The organism is Salmonella sp. 741265073_HBA (assembly GCF_046569105.1).
GTDB lineage: Bacteria > Pseudomonadota > Gammaproteobacteria > Enterobacterales > Enterobacteriaceae > Salmonella > Salmonella enterica.
This window is the reverse complement of record NZ_JBKFRY010000007.1, coordinates 138,679-157,881: the sequence shown is the minus strand read 5'-3', so window position 1 is coordinate 157,881 and position 19,203 is coordinate 138,679. Positions and strand designations below refer to the sequence as shown.

The following is a 19,203-nucleotide window of genomic DNA, read 5'->3' as shown; positions in this document are numbered from 1 at the left end:
GGGAACTCCGATGAAAAACTCAGCAATTTTATTATCCCTATATTAGGCCAATAATATCTTTCGATGAAGCAAGAGGAAGAGGTCACTATGCACCAGTTCTGGTTGAGATATTTTGCCGCGACGGAAAAAACGTCCTGGCTGGCTTGCCTGAGCGCGCCGCAGCGCTTAAAAATGCTCGCGGAACTGATGCAGTGGGAGGCGACCGATTGAAGCCAATTGCAGACATCATGTGTGACTGAGTATTGGTGTAGGCGATAGCCTAAAATCACCCGCCAGCAGATAATACCTGCTGGCTTTTTTTATTTCGGCTGTTTCTGGATGACGACGATGGGACGGCGTCTCAACGGGATTTATACGGCGGTTTCTGTGGTCACGCAGGTGATGACCGGGCGAGTAAAAGACGTGTAATGTTGCGTGACAAGCGCCATTTTGCATGGTACTGAAACAGACTTTTTTTATTTTTATCATCGCTAATCTTATACGCGTTATCGCATGGTGCTTTAACGTGTTTAGTACAAAGGAATGATAATGAAAAAGGTTTTTTTGCTTGCAGCGCTTTTTGCTATGTCCAACTCCTCTTTCGCGGCAATGGCTGAAAGTTGTCAGCAATATTTTAATGATATTGATGCCCTGGTTGAGCAGGCTGCAGCAACGAGTGAACAGGCAAAACAGCAATTTGACGCGATGAAGCCTCAACTCGAAGCGTCAAAAAAACAGTTGGAAACTGTAGCTGCATCCGACCAGGATGCTGCGTGTAAGCAGGCTCTGGCGTCAATGGTTCAGATTAAACAGGCTCTGGGATTAAAATAAGATAGATACCAGCAATAAGCGATGAGTATCGCTTATTGCTGGTCGTTTTGGTATCAACGCATAAACTCAGGCTGCTTGTCTTCGTACTCGGCAATCGCGTCTTCGTGCTGCAGCGTCAGCCCGATGCTGTCCAGACCGTTCAACATGCAGTGGCGGCGGAAGTCGTCGATTTTAAAGCTGTAGGTCTTATCGCCTGCTTTCACCACCTGTGCTTCCAGATCCACTTCAAAATGAATCCCCGGATTGGCTTTCACCAGAGCAAACAGCTCATCGACCTGTGCGTCGCTCAGGGTTACCGGCAGCAGTTGGTTATTGAAACTGTTGCCGTAGAAGATGTCGGCGAAGCTTGGCGCGATTACCACTTTAAAGCCGTAGTCGGTCAGCGCCCACGGCGCGTGCTCGCGTGACGAGCCGCAGCCAAAGTTTTCCCGCGCCAACAGTATCGACGCGCCTTGATATTCCGGAAAGTTCAGTACGAATTCCGGATTTGGCTGTTGACCCTTTTCGTCCAGGAAACGCCAGTCGTTAAACAGATGGGCGCCAAAACCGGTACGCGTAACCTTCTGCAAAAACTGTTTAGGGATAATTGCATCGGTATCGACGTTGGCGGCATCCAGTGGGACAACCAGGCCGGTATGCTGGGTAAATTTCTCTGCCATGGTAGTTTCCTTATTTGATGCTGCGAATGTCGGCGAAGTGGCCGGTAACGGCGGCGGCGGCGGCCATCGCCGGGCTGACTAAATGCGTGCGACCCCCGCGGCCCTGACGGCCTTCAAAGTTACGGTTGCTGGTGGATGCGCAGCGCTCGCCCGGGTTCAGGCGGTCATTATTCATGGCCAGGCACATGGAACAGCCCGGTAAGCGCCATTCAAATCCTGCTTCGATAAAGATCTTGTCCAGACCTTCCGCTTCTGCCTGCGCTTTCACCGGACCTGAACCCGGCACCACCAGCGCCTGCACGCCAGGCGCAACTTTGCGCCCTTTGGCGACTTCCGCCGCCGCGCGCAAATCTTCAATACGCGAATTGGTACAAGAGCCGATAAAGACTTTATCAATAGCAACGTCCGTTAACGGTACGCCCGGCTGTAAGCCCATATAAGCCAGCGCTTTTTCGGCGCTGGCGCGTTCAACCGGATCGCTAAAGGAGGCGGGATCGGGGATGATGTCGGTGACGGAAATCACCTGGCCCGGATTCGTGCCCCAGGTCACCTGCGGCGCGATCTCTTCTGCTCGCAGGGTGACGACAGTATCAAAGGTCGCGCCGTCATCGGTTTTCAGCGTTTTCCAGTACTCGACGGCTTCGTCAAAATCGCGGCCCTTCGGCGCGTGCAAACGCCCTTTTACGTAGTTGAAAGTGGTTTCATCCGGGGCGACCAGACCGGCTTTGGCGCCCATCTCAATCGCCATATTGCACAGCGTCATGCGGCCTTCCATACTCAGCGCGCGGATCGCGTCGCCGCAAAATTCCACCACGTGTCCGGTGCCGCCGGCGCTGCCGGTTTTACCGATGATCGCCAGCACGATGTCTTTGGCGGTAATGCCCGGCGCGGCGTTGCCCGTGACTTCAATCTTCATGGTTTTAGCGCGCCCCTGTTTCAGGGTTTGCGTCGCCAGTACATGTTCTACCTCAGAAGTGCCGATGCCGAAGGCCAGCGCGCCAAACGCGCCGTGGGTGGCGGTGTGGGAGTCGCCGCAGACGATGGTCATGCCCGGCAGGGTGACGCCCTGTTCCGGCCCCATCACATGGACGATGCCCTGATATGGGTGATTCAGGTCATACAGCTCGACGCCGAACTCGTTACAGTTCTTAATCAGTTCCTGCATCTGGATACGCGCCATTTCACCGGAGGCATTAATGTCTTTAGTCTGCGTCGAGACGTTGTGATCCATCGTGGCGAAGGTTTTCCCTGGCTGACGTACCGGACGATGGTGCGCGCGCAGACCATCAAACGCCTGCGGTGAGGTGACTTCATGCACCAGGTGGCGGTCGATGTACAGCAGCGGCGTTTCGTTTGGCGCCTCAAAGACCACGTGGGCATCAAATAATTTTTCGTATAATGTTTTGGCCATGATTACACCCCTTCTGCGACATAGCGGGCGATAATATCGCCCATCTCATCGGTACTGACTGCGGCAGCGCCCCTGGCTAAATCGCCGGTGCGAACGCCCTCTTCTAATGCGCGATTGATCGCCTGTTCAATGGCCGTTGCCGCATCGTTGGCATCCAGGCTGTAGCGCAGCAGCAGCGCCAGCGACAGGATCTGCGCAATTGGATTGGCGATATTTTTCCCGGCGATATCCGGCGCGGAGCCGCCAGCCGGTTCATACAGGCCAAACCCTTGCTCGTTCAGGCTGGCGGAGGGCAACATCCCCATTGAGCCGGTGATCATCGCGCATTCGTCGGACAGAATGTCGCCGAACAGGTTAGAGCACAGCAGTACGTCAAACTGCGACGGGTCTTTAATCAACTGCATGGTGGCGTTATCGATATACATGTGCGCGAGTTCCACATCGGGATACGTTTTCGCGACATCATTGACGATCTCACGCCACAGGATAGAGCTTTGCAGTACGTTGGCTTTATCAATAGAGGTGACTTTACGGCGGCGTTTACGCGCCGATTCAAAGGCGATACGGGCAATGCGCTCGATCTCAAAGCGGTGATAAACTTCGGTATCAAAGGCTTTTTCGTACTGACCGTTGCCTTCGCGGCCTTTTGGCTGTCCGAAATAGATCCCGCCGGTCAGCTCGCGCACGCACAGGATATCGAAACCGTTAGCGGCGATATCGGCGCGCAACGGGCAAAATGCTTCCAGTCCCTGATACAGTTTCGCCGGACGCAGATTACTGAATAATTTGAAATGTTTGCGCAGCGGCAGCAGGGCGCCGCGCTCTGGCTGGCTTTCCGGGGGCAAATTTTCCCATTTCGGGCCGCCGACGGAGCCAAACAGAATGGCATCCGCCTGCTCGCACCCTTCAACGGTGGCTTTCGGCAGTGGATGACCATGATTGTCGATAGCAATACCGCCGACGTCATAGCGGCTGGTGGTGATACGCATATCAAAACGGCTGCGTACCGCATCCATAACTTTCAGGGCTTGCGCCATGACTTCCGGGCCGATACCGTCGCCCGGCAGTACGGCAATATGATAGTTCTTCGACATTACACGGTTTCCTTGTTGTTCTCTTTATTTTGAGCTTTGCGTTGCAATTCTTTTTCAACTTCGGCTGCGCGCCAGATATTGTTCAGTACGTGCACCATCGCTTTGGCGGAGGATTCGACGATATCCGTCGCCAGCCCGACGCCGTGGAAGCGGCGACCATGATGGTTCACGACGATATCGACCTGACCCAGCGCGTCTTTGCCCTGGCCTTTGGCGTTCAGGTCGTATTTAACCAACTCAACGTCGTAGCCAGTGATGCGGTTAATCGCCTGATAGATGGCGTCGACCGGGCCGTTGCCGTTCGCCGCCTCGGCCTTGATCTCTTCACCACAGGCCAGCTTCACGGAAGCGGTGGCGATATCGCTGGAGCCGGACTGCACGCTGAAGTAATCCAGACGGAAATGCTCTGGTTCTTCTTGCTGTTTATTAATAAACGCCAGCGCTTCCAGGTCATAGTCGAACACCTGGCCTTTTTTGTCCGCCAGCTTCAGGAACGCGTCGTACAGGTGGTCCATGTTGTAGTCTGTGTCCTTGTAACCCATCTCTTCCATGCGATGTTTCACGGCGGCACGGCCAGAGCGGGAGGTCAGGTTCAGCTGTATCTGGTTCAGACCGATGGACTCTGGCGTCATGATTTCATAGTTTTCGCGGTTCTTGAGGACGCCATCCTGGTGGATGCCGGAAGAGTGGGCGAAAGCGCCGCTGCCGACAATCGCTTTGTTGGCCGGGATCGGCATGTTACAGATCTGGCTGACGGTCTGGCTGGTGCGCCAGATTTCGTGGTGATTGATGTTGGTGTGTACGTTCATGATGTCTTTGCGCACTTTAATCGCCATGATCACTTCTTCCAGTGCGCAGTTACCGGCACGTTCTCCGATACCGTTCATCGCGCCTTCAACCTGACGCGCGCCCGCATGTACTGCCGCCAGCGAGTTACCTACTGCTATCCCTAAATCGTCGTGGGTATGAACGGAGATGATAGCTTTGTCGATATTGGGGACACGTTCATACAGGCCGGAAATGATTCCCGCGAACTCAAACGGCATGGTATAGCCCACGGTATCGGGAATATTAATGGTTCTCGCGCCGGCGTTTATAGCGGCTTCCACCACGCGCGCCAGATCGTCAACAGGCGTCCGGCCAGCATCTTCGCAGGAGAACTCCACGTCATCAGTGTAATTACGCGCCCGCTTAACCATGTATACCGCGCGTTCGATGACCTCATCCAGCGTGCTGCGCAGCTTGGTGGCGATGTGCATTGGCGAGGTGGCGATAAAAGTATGGATGCGAAACGCGTCGGCGACCTTCAGCGCCTGTGCCGCGACGTCGATGTCTTTTTCTACACAACGTGCCAGGGCGCAAACGCGGCTGTTTTTGATGGTGCGGGCGATGGTTTGGACGGATTCAAAATCACCCGGAGAAGAGACCGGGAAGCCTACTTCCATGACATCAACACCCATGCGCTCAAGGGCCAGGGCAATCTGCAGCTTCTCTTTCGCGCTCAGGCTGGCCTGTAACGCTTGTTCGCCGTCGCGTAAGGTCGTATCAAAAATAATGACTTGCTGGCTCATGATGTGGTCCTTGTCTCCAGGGCGCCTTGCGTCAGGCATAAAAAAACCCGCGCAACGGCGCGGGTTTTGTTTGACTTCGAGCTGACTTAATGTTGAATGCCGCCCACCGGTCTACCGCGCACAATAAATGCGTTGAGTAGTAGTAGCCCAGTGAAACGAACGATATGTGACATTAATTCAGCTCCAGCGAATGCGTTATGCTTTTAGTGGTACTGGATATGCCGTTTAATGTCAACTCTATTTTCTGTCGCCATTGCATTTTGTTGACGATATCCGGATACGTACTTTAGCTAATTGTGCTGGGCTGCGCGTCCAATAAAGGATAAAAGAACGAGTGGACATTCATACTTTTCATTGTTTGAAATATTTAGGCATTTTTGTTTGCAAATTGGTTAGGGCAGTGGCCTGTTAAAGGTATGCTAAAGGTTTGGTTTATCTTTTTGATTTATTTTATATTTTAACAAATAACCTTGTTTACTTAATGGATAAGGATAAAGTTATTGATAAATTAATGTTAACTTTTTAGCCATTAATAATATAAACATTTAATTGAAACTTAAATGATCATTCACTTGGTGTATGATTGTGTATTCGCCATAGTTATGGTTATATTGCTTGCGTAATTTAAACATTATGAATCGCAATGGTGTGACTCAGGACACATTACGTTTGCGCTGGCATTCTATTTGTCTCTGTCAGCGTCTTTATGTTTTCCGAATTTTAACGCTTTCCCTTTTTCTTATTTTATATGCATGGTAAATCATATTTTCAGGAATTATTTCTGCCTTCAGCCAGAAAAAGGGAGTTAAGCGTGACAGTGGAGTTAAATATGCCAGAGGTCAAAACCGAAAAGCCGCATCTTTTAGATATGGGCAAACCACAGCTTCGCATGGTTGATTTGAACCTATTGACCGTGTTCGATGCGGTAATGCAAGAGCAGAATATTACGCGCGCCGCCCACACGCTGGGAATGTCGCAGCCTGCGGTCAGTAACGCCGTAGCGCGTCTGAAGGTTATGTTTAATGACGAACTTTTTGTTCGATATGGACGAGGAATTCAGCCGACTGCCCGTGCATTTCAGTTATTTGGTTCAGTCCGTCAGGCGTTGCAATTGGTGCAAAATGAATTGCCGGGATCGGGGTTTGAGCCGACCAGCAGCGAACGTGTATTCAATCTTTGCGTGTGCAGTCCGCTGGATAATATCCTGACGTCACAGATTTATAATCGTGTAGAACAAATTGCGCCAAATATTCATGTCGTTTTTAAAGCGTCGTTGAATCAGAATACTGAGCATCAGCTACGCTATCAGGAAACCGAGTTCGTTATTAGTTATGAAGAATTCCGTCGTCCTGAGTTTACCAGCGTACCGCTATTTAAAGATGAAATGGTTTTAGTGGCCAGCCGAAAACACCCACGTATTAGCGGCCCGCTACTGGAAGGCGATGTTTATAATGAACAACATGCGGTTGTTTCTCTCGATCGTTATGCGTCATTTAGCCAGCCGTGGTATGACACGTCGGATAAACAGTCAAGCGTGGCTTATCAGGGCATGGCGCTTATCAGCGTTCTGAATGTGGTCTCGCAGACGCATTTGGTCGCTATTGCCCCGCGCTGGCTGGTGGAAGAGTTTGCGGAGTCGCTGGAGCTGCAAATATTGCCGTTGCCTTTAAAACTGAATAGTCGGACATGCTACCTTTCCTGGCATGAAGCGGCTGGGCGTGATAAAGGGCACCAATGGATGGAAGATTTATTAGTTTCTGTTTGTAAGCGATAAAACCGGGCAGAATAAATCAGAAACAAATTCTGGTTTATTCTGCTTTTTAGCGTATATCAAAAATTTTATGCTGATTTAACGGTGAGCGATTCTTTTCGTCGCTGTGAAAAATAGATGAATTGCTGTAAGTCTGCATTTATAAGCGATTATTTATTACCTGGTGTGATTCAGACGGAGTATTTCTCCATTTCTTCTCTTCTTGCCTCCTGATTATTCTAACCTTCCCCATCTTTACGTCATTCCACCCAATTGCCAGGCGTGATAGCGAGCGGTTAAGGTGTCCGTCAAACCGTGATGACAGGTATAAAGTGGAGGCAAGCCGTGGAGATGTTGTCTGGAGCCGAGATGGTCGTCCGATCGCTTATCGATCAAGGCGTAAAGCAGGTGTTCGGCTATCCTGGAGGCGCAGTGCTTGATATTTATGATGCGCTACATACCGTTGGAGGGATCGATCATGTGCTGGTGCGTCATGAGCAGGCCGCGGTGCATATGGCGGATGGCCTGGCGCGAGCCACTGGCGACGTTGGCGTGGTGCTGGTGACTTCCGGACCGGGAGCGACCAATGCGATTACCGGGATTGCTACGGCCTATATGGATTCCATTCCGCTGGTGATTCTTTCCGGCCAGGTCGCCACCTCATTGATTGGCTATGATGCCTTTCAGGAGTGCGACATGGTGGGGATTTCCCGACCGGTGGTCAAACATAGCTTCCTGGTCAAACAGACGGAAGATATTCCCCAGGTGCTTAAAAAGGCCTTCTGGCTGGCGGCAAGCGGACGTCCTGGGCCGGTGGTCGTGGATTTACCGAAAGATATTTTGAATCCGGCGAAAAAAATGCCGTATGTCTGGCCGGAAACGGTCAGTATGCGCTCTTACAATCCCACAACATCAGGACATAAAGGACAAATTAAGCGTGCTTTGCAAACGCTGGCGTCGGCAAAAAAGCCGGTGGTCTACGTTGGGGGAGGGGCGATAAGCGCGGCCAGCTATGCGCCGCTGCGCCACATCATTGAAACCTTTAACCTGCCGGTGGTCTCTTCATTAATGGGACTGGGCGCGTTTCCTGCTACTCATCGCCAGTCGTTAGGAATGCTGGGAATGCATGGCACTTATGAAGCCAATATGACCATGCATAACGCCGACGTGATTTTCGCTGTTGGCGTACGATTTGACGACCGCACGACGAATAATCTCGCTAAATATTGTCCGAACGCGACGGTATTACACATCGACATTGACCCGACGTCCATATCCAAAACGGTTAACGCTGATATCCCGGTGGTGGGCGATGCCCGCCTGGTACTGGAACAAATGCTGGAGCTACTGGCGCAGGATGCGCCGTCTCAGCCGCAGGATGATATTCGCGACTGGTGGCAGCAGATAGATAGCTGGCGCGCCCGTCAGTGCCTGAAATATGACGCGGAAAGCGAAAGCATTAAACCCCAGGCGGTGATTGAAACCCTCTGGCGTCTGACGAAGGGCGACGCTTACGTGACGTCCGATGTAGGACAACATCAGATGTTTGCCGCTCTCTATTACCCGTTCGATAAACCACGTCGCTGGATTAATTCCGGCGGGCTCGGCACGATGGGTTTTGGCCTACCGGCTGCGCTGGGCGTTAAAATGGCCCTGCCGAAAGAAATGGTGGTCTGCGTGACCGGCGATGGCAGTATACAGATGAACATTCAGGAGCTGTCGACAGCCTTACAGTATGAACTGCCGGTACTGGTTCTGAACCTGAACAACCGTTATCTGGGGATGGTGAAACAGTGGCAGGATATGATCTATTCCGGTCGCCATTCTCAGTCTTATATGCAGTCGTTACCGGATTTTGTGCGCCTGGCGGAAGCATATGGCCATGTCGGGCTGCAGATTAACCGTCCGGATGAGCTGGAAAGTAAACTCAGCGAAGCCCTTGAGCATGTGCGTAATAACCGACTGGTGTTCGTCGATGTCACCGTTGATGGCAGCGAGCATGTCTATCCGATGCAGATTCGCGGGGGCGGGATGGACGAAATGTGGTTAAGCAAAACGGAGAGGACCTGATGATGCGCCGGATTTTATCGGTATTACTGGAAAACGAATCTGGGGCGTTATCGCGGGTTATCGGCCTCTTTTCGCAACGCGGATATAATATTGAAAGCCTGACCGTCGCGCCGACAGACGATCCGACGTTGTCGCGCATGACTATCCAGACGGTAGGCGATGAAAAAGTGCTTGAGCAAATTGAAAAGCAACTGCACAAGCTGGTTGATGTGCTGCGCGTCAGCGAGCTGGGACAGGGAGCGCACGTTGAGCGGGAAATCATGCTGGTGAAAATCCAGGCCAGCGGCTACGGACGGGAAGAGGTGAAGCGTAATACGGAAATTTTCCGTGGTCAGATTATTGACGTTACGCCAACGCTGTATACCGTTCAACTGGCGGGCACCAGCGATAAACTGGATGCTTTTCTGGCCTCGCTGCGCGACGTGGCGAAAATTGTTGAAGTGGCGCGTTCAGGCGTCGTCGGGCTTTCGCGCGGCGATAAGATTATGCGCTGAGCAGATTTGCCGGATGACGACGCGCTTGCGTTTTATCCGGCCTGCAGGCTGATATCTGGCCCAGGTCCGATAAGCGTAGCGCCATCAGGCAGGTTTGCCGGATATCAGCCAACAGGAATTATCGCCCAACCCAATATCACCGGTTGGGCTTTTTTTTGCGAAATCCGTGGTAACCCGGAATAAAAGCGGTTGCCGGAGTGATCAAACTGCGCTTAGATGTTAACGATTTTAACCCATGCCGACATAAAGGTTATGGTTTGTACAATTTACACAAGGGGCAATTGTGAAACTGGATGAAATCGCTCGGCTGGCCGGTGTCTCGCGCACAACTGCAAGCTACGTTATAAACGGTAAAGCAAAGCAATACCGCGTGAGCGACAAAACCGTAGAAAAAGTCATGGCGGTAGTGCGTGAGCACAATTACCATCCTAACGCTGTGGCTGCCGGGCTGCGTGCTGGACGCACACGTTCCATTGGTCTGGTGATCCCGGACCTTGAAAACACGAGCTACACCCGTATCGCAAACTATCTTGAGCGCCAGGCACGCCAGCGTGGCTACCAACTGCTGATCGCCTGTTCTGAAGATCAGCCGGATAACGAAATGCGCTGCATTGAGCACCTTTTGCAACGCCAGGTGGATGCAATCATTGTTTCAACTTCGTTACCGCCGGAGCATCCCTTCTATCAGCGCTGGGCCAACGATCCGTTCCCCATCGTCGCGCTCGACCGCGCGCTGGATCGCGAACATTTCACCAGCGTGGTCGGCGCCGATCAGGATGATGCCGAGATGTTGGCGGAAGAGCTGCGTAAATTCCCGGCGGAAACGGTGCTTTATTTGGGCGCGCTGCCGGAGTTGTCCGTCAGTTTCCTGCGCGAGCAGGGGTTCCGCACCGCATGGAAGGACGATCCGCGGGAGGTGAGTTTCTTATATGCCAACAGCTATGAGCGCGAAGCCGCCGCGCAGTTGTTTGAGAAATGGCTGGAAACGCATCCTATGCCGCAGGCGCTCTTTACGACATCGTTCGCGCTATTACAGGGCGTGATGGACGTTACGCTGCGGCGCGATGGAAAACTGCCTTCGGATTTAGCGATTGCGACCTTCGGCGATCATGAGCTGCTGGATTTTCTGCAATGCCCGGTACTGGCGGTGGCGCAGCGTCATCGTGATGTCGCGGAACGCGTGCTGGAGATTGTGCTGGCAAGTCTTGATGAACCGCGTAAACCGAAACCCGGCTTAACGCGTATTCGGCGAAACCTGTATCGTCGCGGCATTCTGAGCCGTAGCTAAAGGACCGGCGGTAAAAGATTCTCTCTTCTGCCGCCGTCAAACAAATGCGTATCAGTAAAAATATCCCTTAAATAATTAAGATTATTCCTTAAAATTATCCGAGAATTCTTTTTTATTACCTTTCTTTTGTCCGAAATCGTCCATATTCCACTAATTAAGACGTAACGAGTCTTTTCCTTTGTCTTGTTTTGTTACAAGCAGGCAAGAAATCGTCGAATTAACAGCCACTTTTTGTCTTTGGCGCGACAGTCGCTCGTAGGCGCTGGTATAGCAGGCGCTGCACACGTTAAACAGGCACTGTTAACACGGTGCAATATGTCCTAAAATGCCGCTCGCGTCGCAAACTGACACTTTATATTTTTCTCGGATTATATTGAGTCCGTTTTAAACGGCGGTGGGTCTTTGGTTTTTTTCTTACAAATATTCATAACGTTAATTTGGCTTGCGCGCTGGACGGAAATTAATCAACGCAGATATTCGCCGTAAACATTGGCTTTTTTACTTAGGTAAGCGTTGTGACTTGCTTGACAAGCTTTTCCTCCGCTCCGTAAACTCCTTCGAGTGGGAATTTGTGGGATAAAGTGGTAAGAAGGGGTGAGACTGGCATGTTCCGGGGGGCAACGTTAGTCAATCTCGACAGTAAAGGGCGCTTGACCGTGCCGACCCGTTATCGGGAGCAACTGATCGAGAGCGCTACCGGTCAAATGGTATGTACCATTGACATCCATCACCCATGCCTGCTGCTTTACCCCCTGCCTGAATGGGAAATTATTGAGCAAAAGTTATCTCGTCTGTCGAGCATGAACCCGGTAGAACGTCGCGTACAGCGTTTACTGTTGGGCCATGCCAGCGAATGTCAGATGGATGGTGCAGGTCGATTACTGATCGCGCCAGTTCTGCGGCAACATGCCGGACTGACGAAAGAAGTGATGCTGGTTGGACAGTTCAACAAATTTGAGCTGTGGGATGAAACGACCTGGTATCAACAGGTCAAGGAAGATATCGACGCTGAACAGTCAGCTACCGAAACGTTATCGGAGCGGCTGCAGGACTTGTCTCTATAAGATGATGGAAAATTTTAAACACACTACGGTACTGTTGGATGAAGCCGTTAATGGGCTGAATATTCGTCCGGATGGTATCTATATTGATGGCACATTTGGTCGCGGCGGCCACTCGCGCCTGATCCTCTCGCAACTGGGCGAAGAGGGGCGCTTGCTGGCGATCGATCGCGATCCGCAGGCGATCGCCGTTGCGCAGACCATTAATGATCCTCGCTTCTCCATCATTCATGGACCTTTTTCCGCGCTGGCTGATTATGTAGCCGAGCGCGAGCTTACCGGCAAGATTGACGGGATCCTTCTCGATCTTGGCGTCTCTTCTCCGCAGCTTGACGATGCGGAGCGCGGTTTTTCATTTATGCGCGACGGTCCGCTGGATATGCGAATGGACCCGACGCGCGGCCAGTCTGCCGCCGAGTGGTTACAAACGGCGGAGGAGGCGGATATCGCCTGGGTGCTGAAAACATTCGGCGAGGAGCGTTTTGCCAAACGTATTGCTCGCGCCATTGTTGAGCGCAATCGCGAACAGCCGATGACCCGCACCAAAGAGCTGGCGGAAGTGGTTGCGGCGGCGACCCCGGTAAAAGACAAATTCAAACATCCCGCGACCCGTACCTTCCAGGCGGTGCGCATCTGGGTAAACAGTGAACTGGAGGAGATAGAGCAGGCGCTAAAAAGCTCGCTCAGCGTACTGGCCCCAGGCGGGCGGCTTTCAATCATCAGTTTCCACTCGCTGGAAGACCGTATTGTGAAACGCTTTATGCGTGAGCAAAGCCGCGGTCCGCAGGTACCGGCGGGATTACCGATGACGGAAGCGCAGCTCAAAAAACTGGGCGGTCGTGAGTTACGAGCGTTAGGCAAGTTGATGCCGGGTGAAAAAGAGGTAGCTGAAAATCCTCGGGCCCGTAGTTCAGTTCTGCGTATCGCAGAGAGGACGAACGCATGATCAGCAGAGTGACAGAAGCCCTAAGCAAAGTGAAGGGATCGATAGGAAGCAACGAGCGCCATGCCTTGCCTGGCGTGATCGGTGACGATCTTTTGCGGTTCGGGAAGCTGCCACTCTGCTTGTTCATTTGCATCATTTTAACGGCGGTGACGGTGGTCACGACGGCGCACCATACTCGTTTACTCACCGCGCAGCGTGAACAACTGGTTCTGGAGCGCGATGCATTGGACATTGAATGGCGCAACCTGATCCTTGAAGAAAATGCGCTCGGCGATCACAGCCGGGTGGAGCGGATCGCAACGGAAAAGCTGCAAATGCAGCATGTTGACCCGTCCCAAGAAAATATCGTAGTGCAAAAATAAGGATAAACGCGACGCATGAAAGCAGCGGCAAAAACGCAAAAATCGAAACGCCAGGAAGAACAGACCAACTTCATCAGTTGGCGTTTTGCGTTGCTATGCGGCTGTATTTTACTGGCGCTGGTTTTTTTACTTGGACGCGCGGCGTGGCTACAGATTATCGCCCCGGATATGCTGGTGCGTCAGGGCGATATGCGTTCGCTGCGTGTTCAGGAAGTCTCCACCTCACGCGGTATGATTACCGACCGTTCCGGGCGTCCACTGGCGGTCAGCGTACCGGTTAAGGCGATCTGGGCCGACCCGAAAGAAGTTCATGACGCCGGCGGCATCAGCGTCGGCGATCGCTGGAAAGCGCTTTCTACTGCGCTCAATATTCCGCTCGATCAGCTCTCTGCCCGTATCAACGCCAACCCGAAAGGGCGTTTTATTTATCTGGCGCGCCAGGTAAATCCTGACATGGCGGACTACATCAAAAAACTCAAACTGCCGGGCATTCATTTGCGTGAAGAGTCCCGCCGCTACTACCCGTCAGGAGAAGTAACCGCTCACCTCATCGGTTTTACCAACGTCGACAGTCAGGGGATTGAAGGCGTTGAAAAGAGCTTTGATAAGTGGCTTACCGGTCAGCCTGGCGAGCGAATCGTGCGTAAAGACCGCTATGGTCGCGTGATTGAGGATATCTCCTCCACTGACAGTCAGGCAGCGCACAACCTGGCGTTAAGCATTGATGAACGCTTACAGGCGCTGGTTTACCGCGAACTGAACAACGCGGTGGCGTTTAACAAGGCGGAATCCGGTAGCGCGGTGCTGGTCGATGTCAATACCGGTGAAGTACTGGCGATGGCGAATAGCCCTTCCTATAACCCCAACAACCTTGCCGGTACGCCGAAAGACGCGATGCGTAACCGTACCATCACCGACGTGTTTGAACCGGGTTCTACGGTTAAGCCGATGGTGGTGATGACTGCGCTTCAGCGCGGTATCGTCAATGAAAATACGGTGTTGAATACCGTTCCATACCGAATTAACGGCCACGAAATTAAAGACGTGGCGCGCTACAGCGAATTAACCCTGACCGGGGTTCTGCAGAAGTCGAGTAACGTCGGCGTATCCAAACTGGCGTTAGCGATGCCGTCCTCAGCGTTAGTAGATACTTACTCACGTTTTGGGCTAGGAAAGGCGACCAATTTGGGGTTGGTCGGAGAACGCAGTGGCTTATATCCTCAAAAACAACGGTGGTCCGACATAGAGAGGGCCACCTTCTCTTTCGGCTACGGGCTAATGGTAACGCCGTTACAATTAGCGCGAGTCTATGCAACGATCGGCAGCTATGGCATTTATCGCCCGCTGTCGATTACCAAAGTTGATCCGCCTGTACCCGGCGAACGCATCTTCCCTGAATCCACCGTACGCACCGTGGTGCATATGATGGAAAGCGTAGCGCTGCCGGGCGGCGGCGGCGTGAAGGCAGCGATTAAAGGCTATCGTATCGCGATTAAAACCGGTACGGCGAAAAAAGTGGGGCCGGACGGTCGCTACATCAACAAATACATTGCTTACACCGCAGGCGTCGCGCCTGCGAGTCAGCCGCGCTTCGCGCTGGTGGTTGTCATCAACGATCCGCAGGCGGGTAAATACTACGGCGGGGCCGTTTCCGCGCCGGTATTTGGTGCCATCATGGGCGGCGTTCTGCGCACCATGAACATCGAACCAGACGCGCTGGCAACGGGCGAAAAAAATGAATTCGTAATTAATCAAGGCGAGGGAACAGGTGGCAGATCGTAATTTGCGCGACCTTCTTGCTCCGTGGGTGGCTGGACTACCCGCGCGAGAACTGCGAGAGATGACGCTCGACAGCCGTGTGGCTGCGGCGGGCGATCTCTTTGTGGCAGTAGTGGGTCATCAGGCGGACGGGCGTCGATATATCCCGCAGGCGATAGCGCAAGGCGTAGCTGCCATTATTGCAGAGGCGAAAGACGAGGCGGCCGACGGTGAGATTCGCGAAATGCACGGCGTACCGGTCGTCTATCTCAGCCAGCTCAATGAGCGTTTATCTGCGCTGGCGGGCCGCTTTTACCATGAGCCATCTGAAAACATGCGTCTGGTGGCGGTGACCGGCACCAATGGCAAGACCACCACTACTCAACTACTGGCGCAGTGGAGCCAGTTGCTCGGCGAAACCAGCGCAGTGATGGGAACGGTAGGCAACGGACTGTTGGGTAAAGTGATCCCGACGGAGAACACAACCGGTTCCGCTGTGGATGTTCAGCATGTGCTGGCCAGTCTGGTTGCGCAGGGCGCGACCTTCGGCGCGATGGAAGTCTCTTCTCACGGCCTGGTGCAGCATCGCGTGGCGGCGCTGAAATTTGCCGCCTCCGTGTTTACTAATTTGAGCCGCGACCATCTCGACTATCATGGCGATATGGCGCATTACGAGGCGGCAAAATGGATGCTTTATTCCACCCACCATCACGGTCAGGCAATCGTCAACGCCGATGATGAAGTTGGACGCCGCTGGCTGGCGTCGCTACCCGATGCGGTCGCGGTATCAATGGAAGGGCATATCAACCCTAACTGTCATGGTCGTTGGCTGAAAGCGGAGGCGGTGGAGTACCACGACCGCGGAGCGACGATTCGTTTTGCTTCAAGCTGGGGTGAAGGCGAAATCGAAAGCCGCCTGATGGGCGCGTTTAACGTCAGCAACTTACTGCTGGCATTGGCGACGCTACTGGCACTGGGCTATCCGTTAACGGATTTGCTGAAAACCGCCGCGCGTTTGCAGCCGGTTTGCGGGCGTATGGAAGTGTTCACTGCGCCAGGCAAACCGACGGTGGTGGTGGATTACGCGCACACGCCGGATGCGCTGGAAAAAGCGTTGCAGGCGGCGCGCCTGCACTGCGCCGGAAAATTGTGGTGCGTCTTTGGCTGTGGCGGGGATCGTGACAAAGGTAAGCGCCCACTCATGGGGGCCATTGCCGAAGAATTCGCGGATATCGTCGTGGTGACTGACGATAACCCGCGTACCGAGGAGCCGCGCGCCATTATCAACGATATTCTGGCCGGAATGCTGGACGCCGGGCAGGTCAGGGTAATGGAAGGCCGCGCTGAGGCGGTAACCAATGCCATTATGCAGGCAAAAGACAATGACGTCGTGCTGATTGCAGGTAAAGGGCACGAGGATTACCAGATTGTCGGCACGCAGCGTCTTGATTATTCAGACCGCGTGACCGCAGCGCGTTTGCTGGGGGTGATCGCATGATTAGCGTAACGCTCAGCAAAATTGCCGATGTCCTTAGCGCCGAACACCGCGGGGCGGATCTCACGCTCGATACGGTCATTACCGACACACGGAAAGTGACGCCGGGATGCCTGTTCGTGGCGCTGAAAGGGGAACGCTTTGATGCGCATGATTTTGCTGATAAAGCAAAAGCGAACGGCGCTGGCGCCCTGCTGGTCAGTCGTCTTCTGGATATCGATCTTCCGCAGGTGATTGTAAAAGACACGCGTCAGGCATTTGGCCAACTGGCCGCCTGGGTACGTATGCAGGTACCGGCGCGGGTGGTGGCGTTAACCGGTTCGTCCGGCAAAACTTCGGTCAAAGAGATGACCGCCGCGATTCTTAGCCAGTGCGGAAACACTCTGTATACCGCAGGCAATTTTAACAACGACATCGGCGTTCCGATAACGCTGCTGCGCTTAAACCATGATTATGACTATGCGGTAATCGAGTTAGGCGCTAACCACCAGGGAGAAATCGCCTGGACCGTTAGCCTGACACGCCCGGAAGCGGCGCTGGTCAATAACCTGGCGGCGGCGCATCTGGAAGGCTTCGGCTCGTTGGCTGGCGTGGCGAAAGCGAAAGGCGAAATCTATACCGGTTTGCCTGAGAACGGTATCGCGATTATGAATGCCGATAATAATGACTGGCTGAACTGGCAAAGCATTATTGGCGATCGTCAGGTGTGGCGTTTTTCGCCGAATGCGGCAAACAGCGACTTTACCGCTGCGAATATCCACGTGACGTCACACGGTACCGAATTTACCCTGCAAACCCCGATGGGCAGCATTGATGTGCTGCTGCCGTTGCCGGGGCGGCACAATATTGCTAACGCGCTGGCAGCCGCTGCTTTATCAATGGCGGTGGGGGCGACGCTGACGGCGGTTAAAGCAGGGCTGGCGGCGTTAAAAGCTGTACCCGGGCGTCTGTTCCCGATTCAGCTAAGTGAAAACCAACTGGTACTCGATGATGCTTATAACGCCAACGTCGGTTCGATGACCGCCGCAGTGCAGGTCCTTTCTGAAATGCCCGGCTACCGCGTGCTGGTGGTAGGCGATATGGCCGAGCTGGGCGCAGAAAGCGAAGCGTGCCACCTCCAGGTTGGCGAGGCCGCAAAAGCGGCGGGTATTGATCGCGTGTTAAGCACCGGAAAACTCAGTCAGGCTATCAGCCACGCCAGCGGCGTCGGCGAACATTTTGCCGATAAAGCCGCGCTCATTGCGCGTTTACACGCTCTGCTTCAGGAGCAACCAATGATGACTATTTTAGTGAAAGGATCACGCAGCGCCGCGATGGAAGATGTGGTTCATGCGTTACAGGAGAAAGGTTCATGTTAGTTTGGCTGGCCGAGCATTTGGTCAAATATTATTCCGGCTTTAACGTCTTTTCTTATCTGACGTTTCGCGCCATCGTCAGCCTGTTGACCGCGCTGTTCATCTCTTTATGGATGGGCCCGCGTATGATCGCTCGTCTGCAAAAACTCTCTTTTGGCCAGGTGGTACGTAACGATGGCCCGGAATCGCATTTCAGTAAACGCGGTACGCCGACGATGGGCGGCATCATGATCCTGACGGCGATTGTGATTTCCGTTCTGTTATGGGCTTACCCGTCTAACCCGTATGTCTGGTGCGTGCTGGTGGTATTGATTGGCTACGGCATTATCGGTTTTGTCGATGACTATCGCAAAGTGGTGCGGAAAGATACCAAAGGGCTGATTGCGCGCTGGAAATATTTCTGGATGTCGGTTATCGCGCTCGGCGTGGCCTTTGCGCTTTATCTCGTCGGGAAAGACACGCCCGCGACCCAACTGGTGGTGCCGTTCTTTAAAGATGTTATGCCGCAATTGGGGCTGTTTTACATTCTGCTGTCCTACTTTGTCATCGTCGGTACGGGTAACGCCGTGAACCTGACCGACGGGCTTGATGGTCTGGCGATTATGCCGACTGTTTTCGTTGCCGCCGGCTTTGCGCTGGTGGCCTGGGCGACCGGGAACATGAACTTCGCCAATTACCTGCATATTCCGTATTTACGCCATGCGGGGGAGCTGGTGATTGTCTGTACGGCGATTGTCGGCGCGGGATTAGGATTCTTGTGGTTTAACACCTATCCGGCGCAGGTTTTTATGGGCGACGTCGGATCGCTGGCGTTGGGCGGCGCGTTGGGCATTATCGCCGTGCTGCTGCGTCAGGAGTTCCTGCTGGTGATCATGGGCGGAGTCTTTGTGGTGGAAACTCTGTCGGTCATCCTGCAGGTGGGCTCCTTTAAACTACGCGGACAGCGTATTTTCCGTATGGCGCCTATCCATCACCACTATGAACTGAAAGGCTGGCCGGAACCGCGCGTAATTGTGCGCTTCTGGATTATTTCGCTGATGCTGGTGCTGATTGGCCTGGCAACGCTGAAGGTACGTTAA

General features: G+C 53.3%; 18 protein-coding genes. 13 read left to right on the top strand and 5 right to left on the bottom strand.

All coding sequences use genetic code 11. The features are described 5' to 3' along the window. The first annotated feature begins 87 nt into the window (after positions 1 to 87). Positions 88 to 210, top strand: a complete 123-nt coding sequence (sgrT, locus tag ACLD3P_RS12125) for a glucose uptake inhibitor SgrT (protein ID WP_000553886.1) — start codon at positions 88 to 90, stop codon at positions 208 to 210. Between the two features lie 318 nt (positions 211 to 528). Beyond that, a complete protein-coding gene (locus ACLD3P_RS12120; RefSeq protein WP_000755258.1) occupies positions 529 to 810 on the top strand; it encodes a DUF5339 family protein in 282 nt (93 codons plus the stop codon). Positions 811 to 863: 53 nt separating this feature from the next. Here ACLD3P_RS12120 and leuD read toward each other — a convergent pair whose 3' ends face one another. The 5 genes from leuD to leuL all read right to left on the bottom strand — a co-directional run bounded on the left by leuD (position 864) and on the right by leuL (position 5,718). Then, positions 864 to 1,469: a 3-isopropylmalate dehydratase small subunit gene (gene leuD / locus ACLD3P_RS12115; protein ID WP_000818265.1), complete on the bottom strand. Its 606-nt coding sequence runs from the start codon at positions 1,467 to 1,469 to the stop codon at positions 864 to 866. A gap of 10 nt (positions 1,470 to 1,479) precedes the next feature. Beyond that, positions 1,480 to 2,880 carry a 3-isopropylmalate dehydratase large subunit gene (gene leuC / locus ACLD3P_RS12110; RefSeq protein WP_001140632.1) on the bottom strand — a complete coding sequence of 467 codons (1,401 nt, stop codon included), beginning with the start codon at positions 2,878 to 2,880 and terminating at the stop codon, positions 1,480 to 1,482. A 2-nt stretch (positions 2,881 to 2,882) separates the two neighbouring features. Then, positions 2,883 to 3,974 carry a 3-isopropylmalate dehydrogenase gene (gene leuB, locus ACLD3P_RS12105; protein ID WP_131046604.1) on the bottom strand — a complete coding sequence of 364 codons (1,092 nt, stop codon included), beginning with the start codon at positions 3,972 to 3,974 and terminating at the stop codon, positions 2,883 to 2,885. After that, entirely contained in the window at positions 3,974 to 5,545 is a 1,572-nt protein-coding gene (gene leuA / locus ACLD3P_RS12100) for a 2-isopropylmalate synthase (RefSeq protein WP_000082819.1), read from the bottom strand. Before leuA ends, leuB begins: the two co-directional genes overlap by 1 nt. 86 nt (positions 5,546 to 5,631) lie before the next feature. Continuing rightward, positions 5,632 to 5,718 carry a leu operon leader peptide gene (leuL, locus tag ACLD3P_RS12095; RefSeq protein ID WP_001575587.1) on the bottom strand — a complete coding sequence of 29 codons (87 nt, stop codon included), beginning with the start codon at positions 5,716 to 5,718 and terminating at the stop codon, positions 5,632 to 5,634. A 656-nt stretch (positions 5,719 to 6,374) separates the two neighbouring features. Between leuL and leuO the strand changes: the two genes are divergently transcribed. The 11 genes from leuO to mraY all read left to right on the top strand — a co-directional run bounded on the left by leuO (position 6,375) and on the right by mraY (position 19,203). Then, positions 6,375 to 7,319, top strand: a complete 945-nt coding sequence (gene leuO, locus ACLD3P_RS12090) for a transcriptional regulator LeuO (RefSeq protein WP_024797379.1) — start codon at positions 6,375 to 6,377, stop codon at positions 7,317 to 7,319. A 321-nt stretch (positions 7,320 to 7,640) separates the two neighbouring features. Then, positions 7,641 to 9,365, top strand: coding sequence for an acetolactate synthase 3 large subunit (ilvI, locus tag ACLD3P_RS12085; protein ID WP_411006448.1), 1,725 nt, complete (start codon positions 7,641 to 7,643; stop codon positions 9,363 to 9,365). A 2-nt stretch (positions 9,366 to 9,367) separates the two neighbouring features. Further along, on the top strand, positions 9,368 to 9,859 hold the full coding sequence (ilvN, locus tag ACLD3P_RS12080; protein WP_001563086.1) for an acetolactate synthase small subunit: 492 nt from the start codon (positions 9,368 to 9,370) through the stop codon (positions 9,857 to 9,859). A gap of 283 nt (positions 9,860 to 10,142) precedes the next feature. Then, complete coding sequence (cra, locus tag ACLD3P_RS12075; protein WP_000762407.1) at positions 10,143 to 11,147, top strand: catabolite repressor/activator; 1,005 nt, start codon at positions 10,143 to 10,145, stop codon at positions 11,145 to 11,147. Between the two features lie 605 nt (positions 11,148 to 11,752). Continuing rightward, on the top strand, positions 11,753 to 12,211 hold the full coding sequence (gene mraZ, locus ACLD3P_RS12070) for a division/cell wall cluster transcriptional repressor MraZ (RefSeq protein ID WP_000488294.1): 459 nt from the start codon (positions 11,753 to 11,755) through the stop codon (positions 12,209 to 12,211). A gap of 1 nt (position 12,212) precedes the next feature. Beyond that, positions 12,213 to 13,154 carry a 16S rRNA (cytosine(1402)-N(4))-methyltransferase RsmH gene (gene rsmH / locus ACLD3P_RS12065; protein WP_000970444.1) on the top strand — a complete coding sequence of 314 codons (942 nt, stop codon included), beginning with the start codon at positions 12,213 to 12,215 and terminating at the stop codon, positions 13,152 to 13,154. After that, positions 13,151 to 13,516 (top strand): cell division protein FtsL, encoded by a 366-nt coding sequence (gene ftsL, locus ACLD3P_RS12060; RefSeq protein ID WP_000625651.1) that lies wholly within the window; start codon positions 13,151 to 13,153, stop codon positions 13,514 to 13,516. Before rsmH ends, ftsL begins: the two co-directional genes overlap by 4 nt. 15 nt (positions 13,517 to 13,531) lie before the next feature. Further along, complete coding sequence (gene ftsI, locus ACLD3P_RS12055; protein WP_000642235.1) at positions 13,532 to 15,298, top strand: peptidoglycan glycosyltransferase FtsI; 1,767 nt, start codon at positions 13,532 to 13,534, stop codon at positions 15,296 to 15,298. Further along, positions 15,285 to 16,772: a UDP-N-acetylmuramoyl-L-alanyl-D-glutamate--2,6-diaminopimelate ligase gene (murE, locus tag ACLD3P_RS12050; RefSeq protein ID WP_001726862.1), complete on the top strand. Its 1,488-nt coding sequence runs from the start codon at positions 15,285 to 15,287 to the stop codon at positions 16,770 to 16,772. The genes ftsI and murE overlap by 14 nt, the downstream gene beginning before the upstream one ends. Then, positions 16,769 to 18,127, top strand: a complete 1,359-nt coding sequence (gene murF / locus ACLD3P_RS12045) for a UDP-N-acetylmuramoyl-tripeptide--D-alanyl-D-alanine ligase (RefSeq protein ID WP_131046602.1) — start codon at positions 16,769 to 16,771, stop codon at positions 18,125 to 18,127. Before murE ends, murF begins: the two co-directional genes overlap by 4 nt. Continuing rightward, positions 18,121 to 19,203, top strand: a complete 1,083-nt coding sequence (gene mraY / locus ACLD3P_RS12040) for a phospho-N-acetylmuramoyl-pentapeptide-transferase (RefSeq protein WP_000964138.1) — start codon at positions 18,121 to 18,123, stop codon at positions 19,201 to 19,203. Before murF ends, mraY begins: the two co-directional genes overlap by 7 nt.

Coding starts and splice junctions, on each gene's coding strand:
- sgrT (WP_000553886.1), top strand. CDS start 88: ATGCACCAGTTCTGGTTGAGATATTTTGCCGCGACGGAAAAAACGTCC.
- ACLD3P_RS12120 (WP_000755258.1), top strand. CDS start 529: ATGAAAAAGGTTTTTTTGCTTGCAGCGCTTTTTGCTATGTCCAACTCC.
- leuD (WP_000818265.1), bottom strand. CDS start 1,469: ATGGCAGAGAAATTTACCCAGCATACCGGCCTGGTTGTCCCACTGGAT.
- leuC (WP_001140632.1), bottom strand. CDS start 2,880: ATGGCCAAAACATTATACGAAAAATTATTTGATGCCCACGTGGTCTTT.
- leuB (WP_131046604.1), bottom strand. CDS start 3,974: ATGTCGAAGAACTATCATATTGCCGTACTGCCGGGCGACGGTATCGGC.
- leuA (WP_000082819.1), bottom strand. CDS start 5,545: ATGAGCCAGCAAGTCATTATTTTTGATACGACCTTACGCGACGGCGAA.
- leuL (WP_001575587.1), bottom strand. CDS start 5,718: ATGTCACATATCGTTCGTTTCACTGGGCTACTACTACTCAACGCATTT.
- leuO (WP_024797379.1), top strand. CDS start 6,375: ATGCCAGAGGTCAAAACCGAAAAGCCGCATCTTTTAGATATGGGCAAA.
- ilvN (WP_001563086.1), top strand. CDS start 9,368: ATGCGCCGGATTTTATCGGTATTACTGGAAAACGAATCTGGGGCGTTA.
- mraZ (WP_000488294.1), top strand. CDS start 11,753: ATGTTCCGGGGGGCAACGTTAGTCAATCTCGACAGTAAAGGGCGCTTG.
- rsmH (WP_000970444.1), top strand. CDS start 12,213: ATGATGGAAAATTTTAAACACACTACGGTACTGTTGGATGAAGCCGTT.
- ftsL (WP_000625651.1), top strand. CDS start 13,151: ATGATCAGCAGAGTGACAGAAGCCCTAAGCAAAGTGAAGGGATCGATA.
- ftsI (WP_000642235.1), top strand. CDS start 13,532: ATGAAAGCAGCGGCAAAAACGCAAAAATCGAAACGCCAGGAAGAACAG.
- murF (WP_131046602.1), top strand. CDS start 16,769: ATGATTAGCGTAACGCTCAGCAAAATTGCCGATGTCCTTAGCGCCGAA.
- mraY (WP_000964138.1), top strand. CDS start 18,121: ATGTTAGTTTGGCTGGCCGAGCATTTGGTCAAATATTATTCCGGCTTT.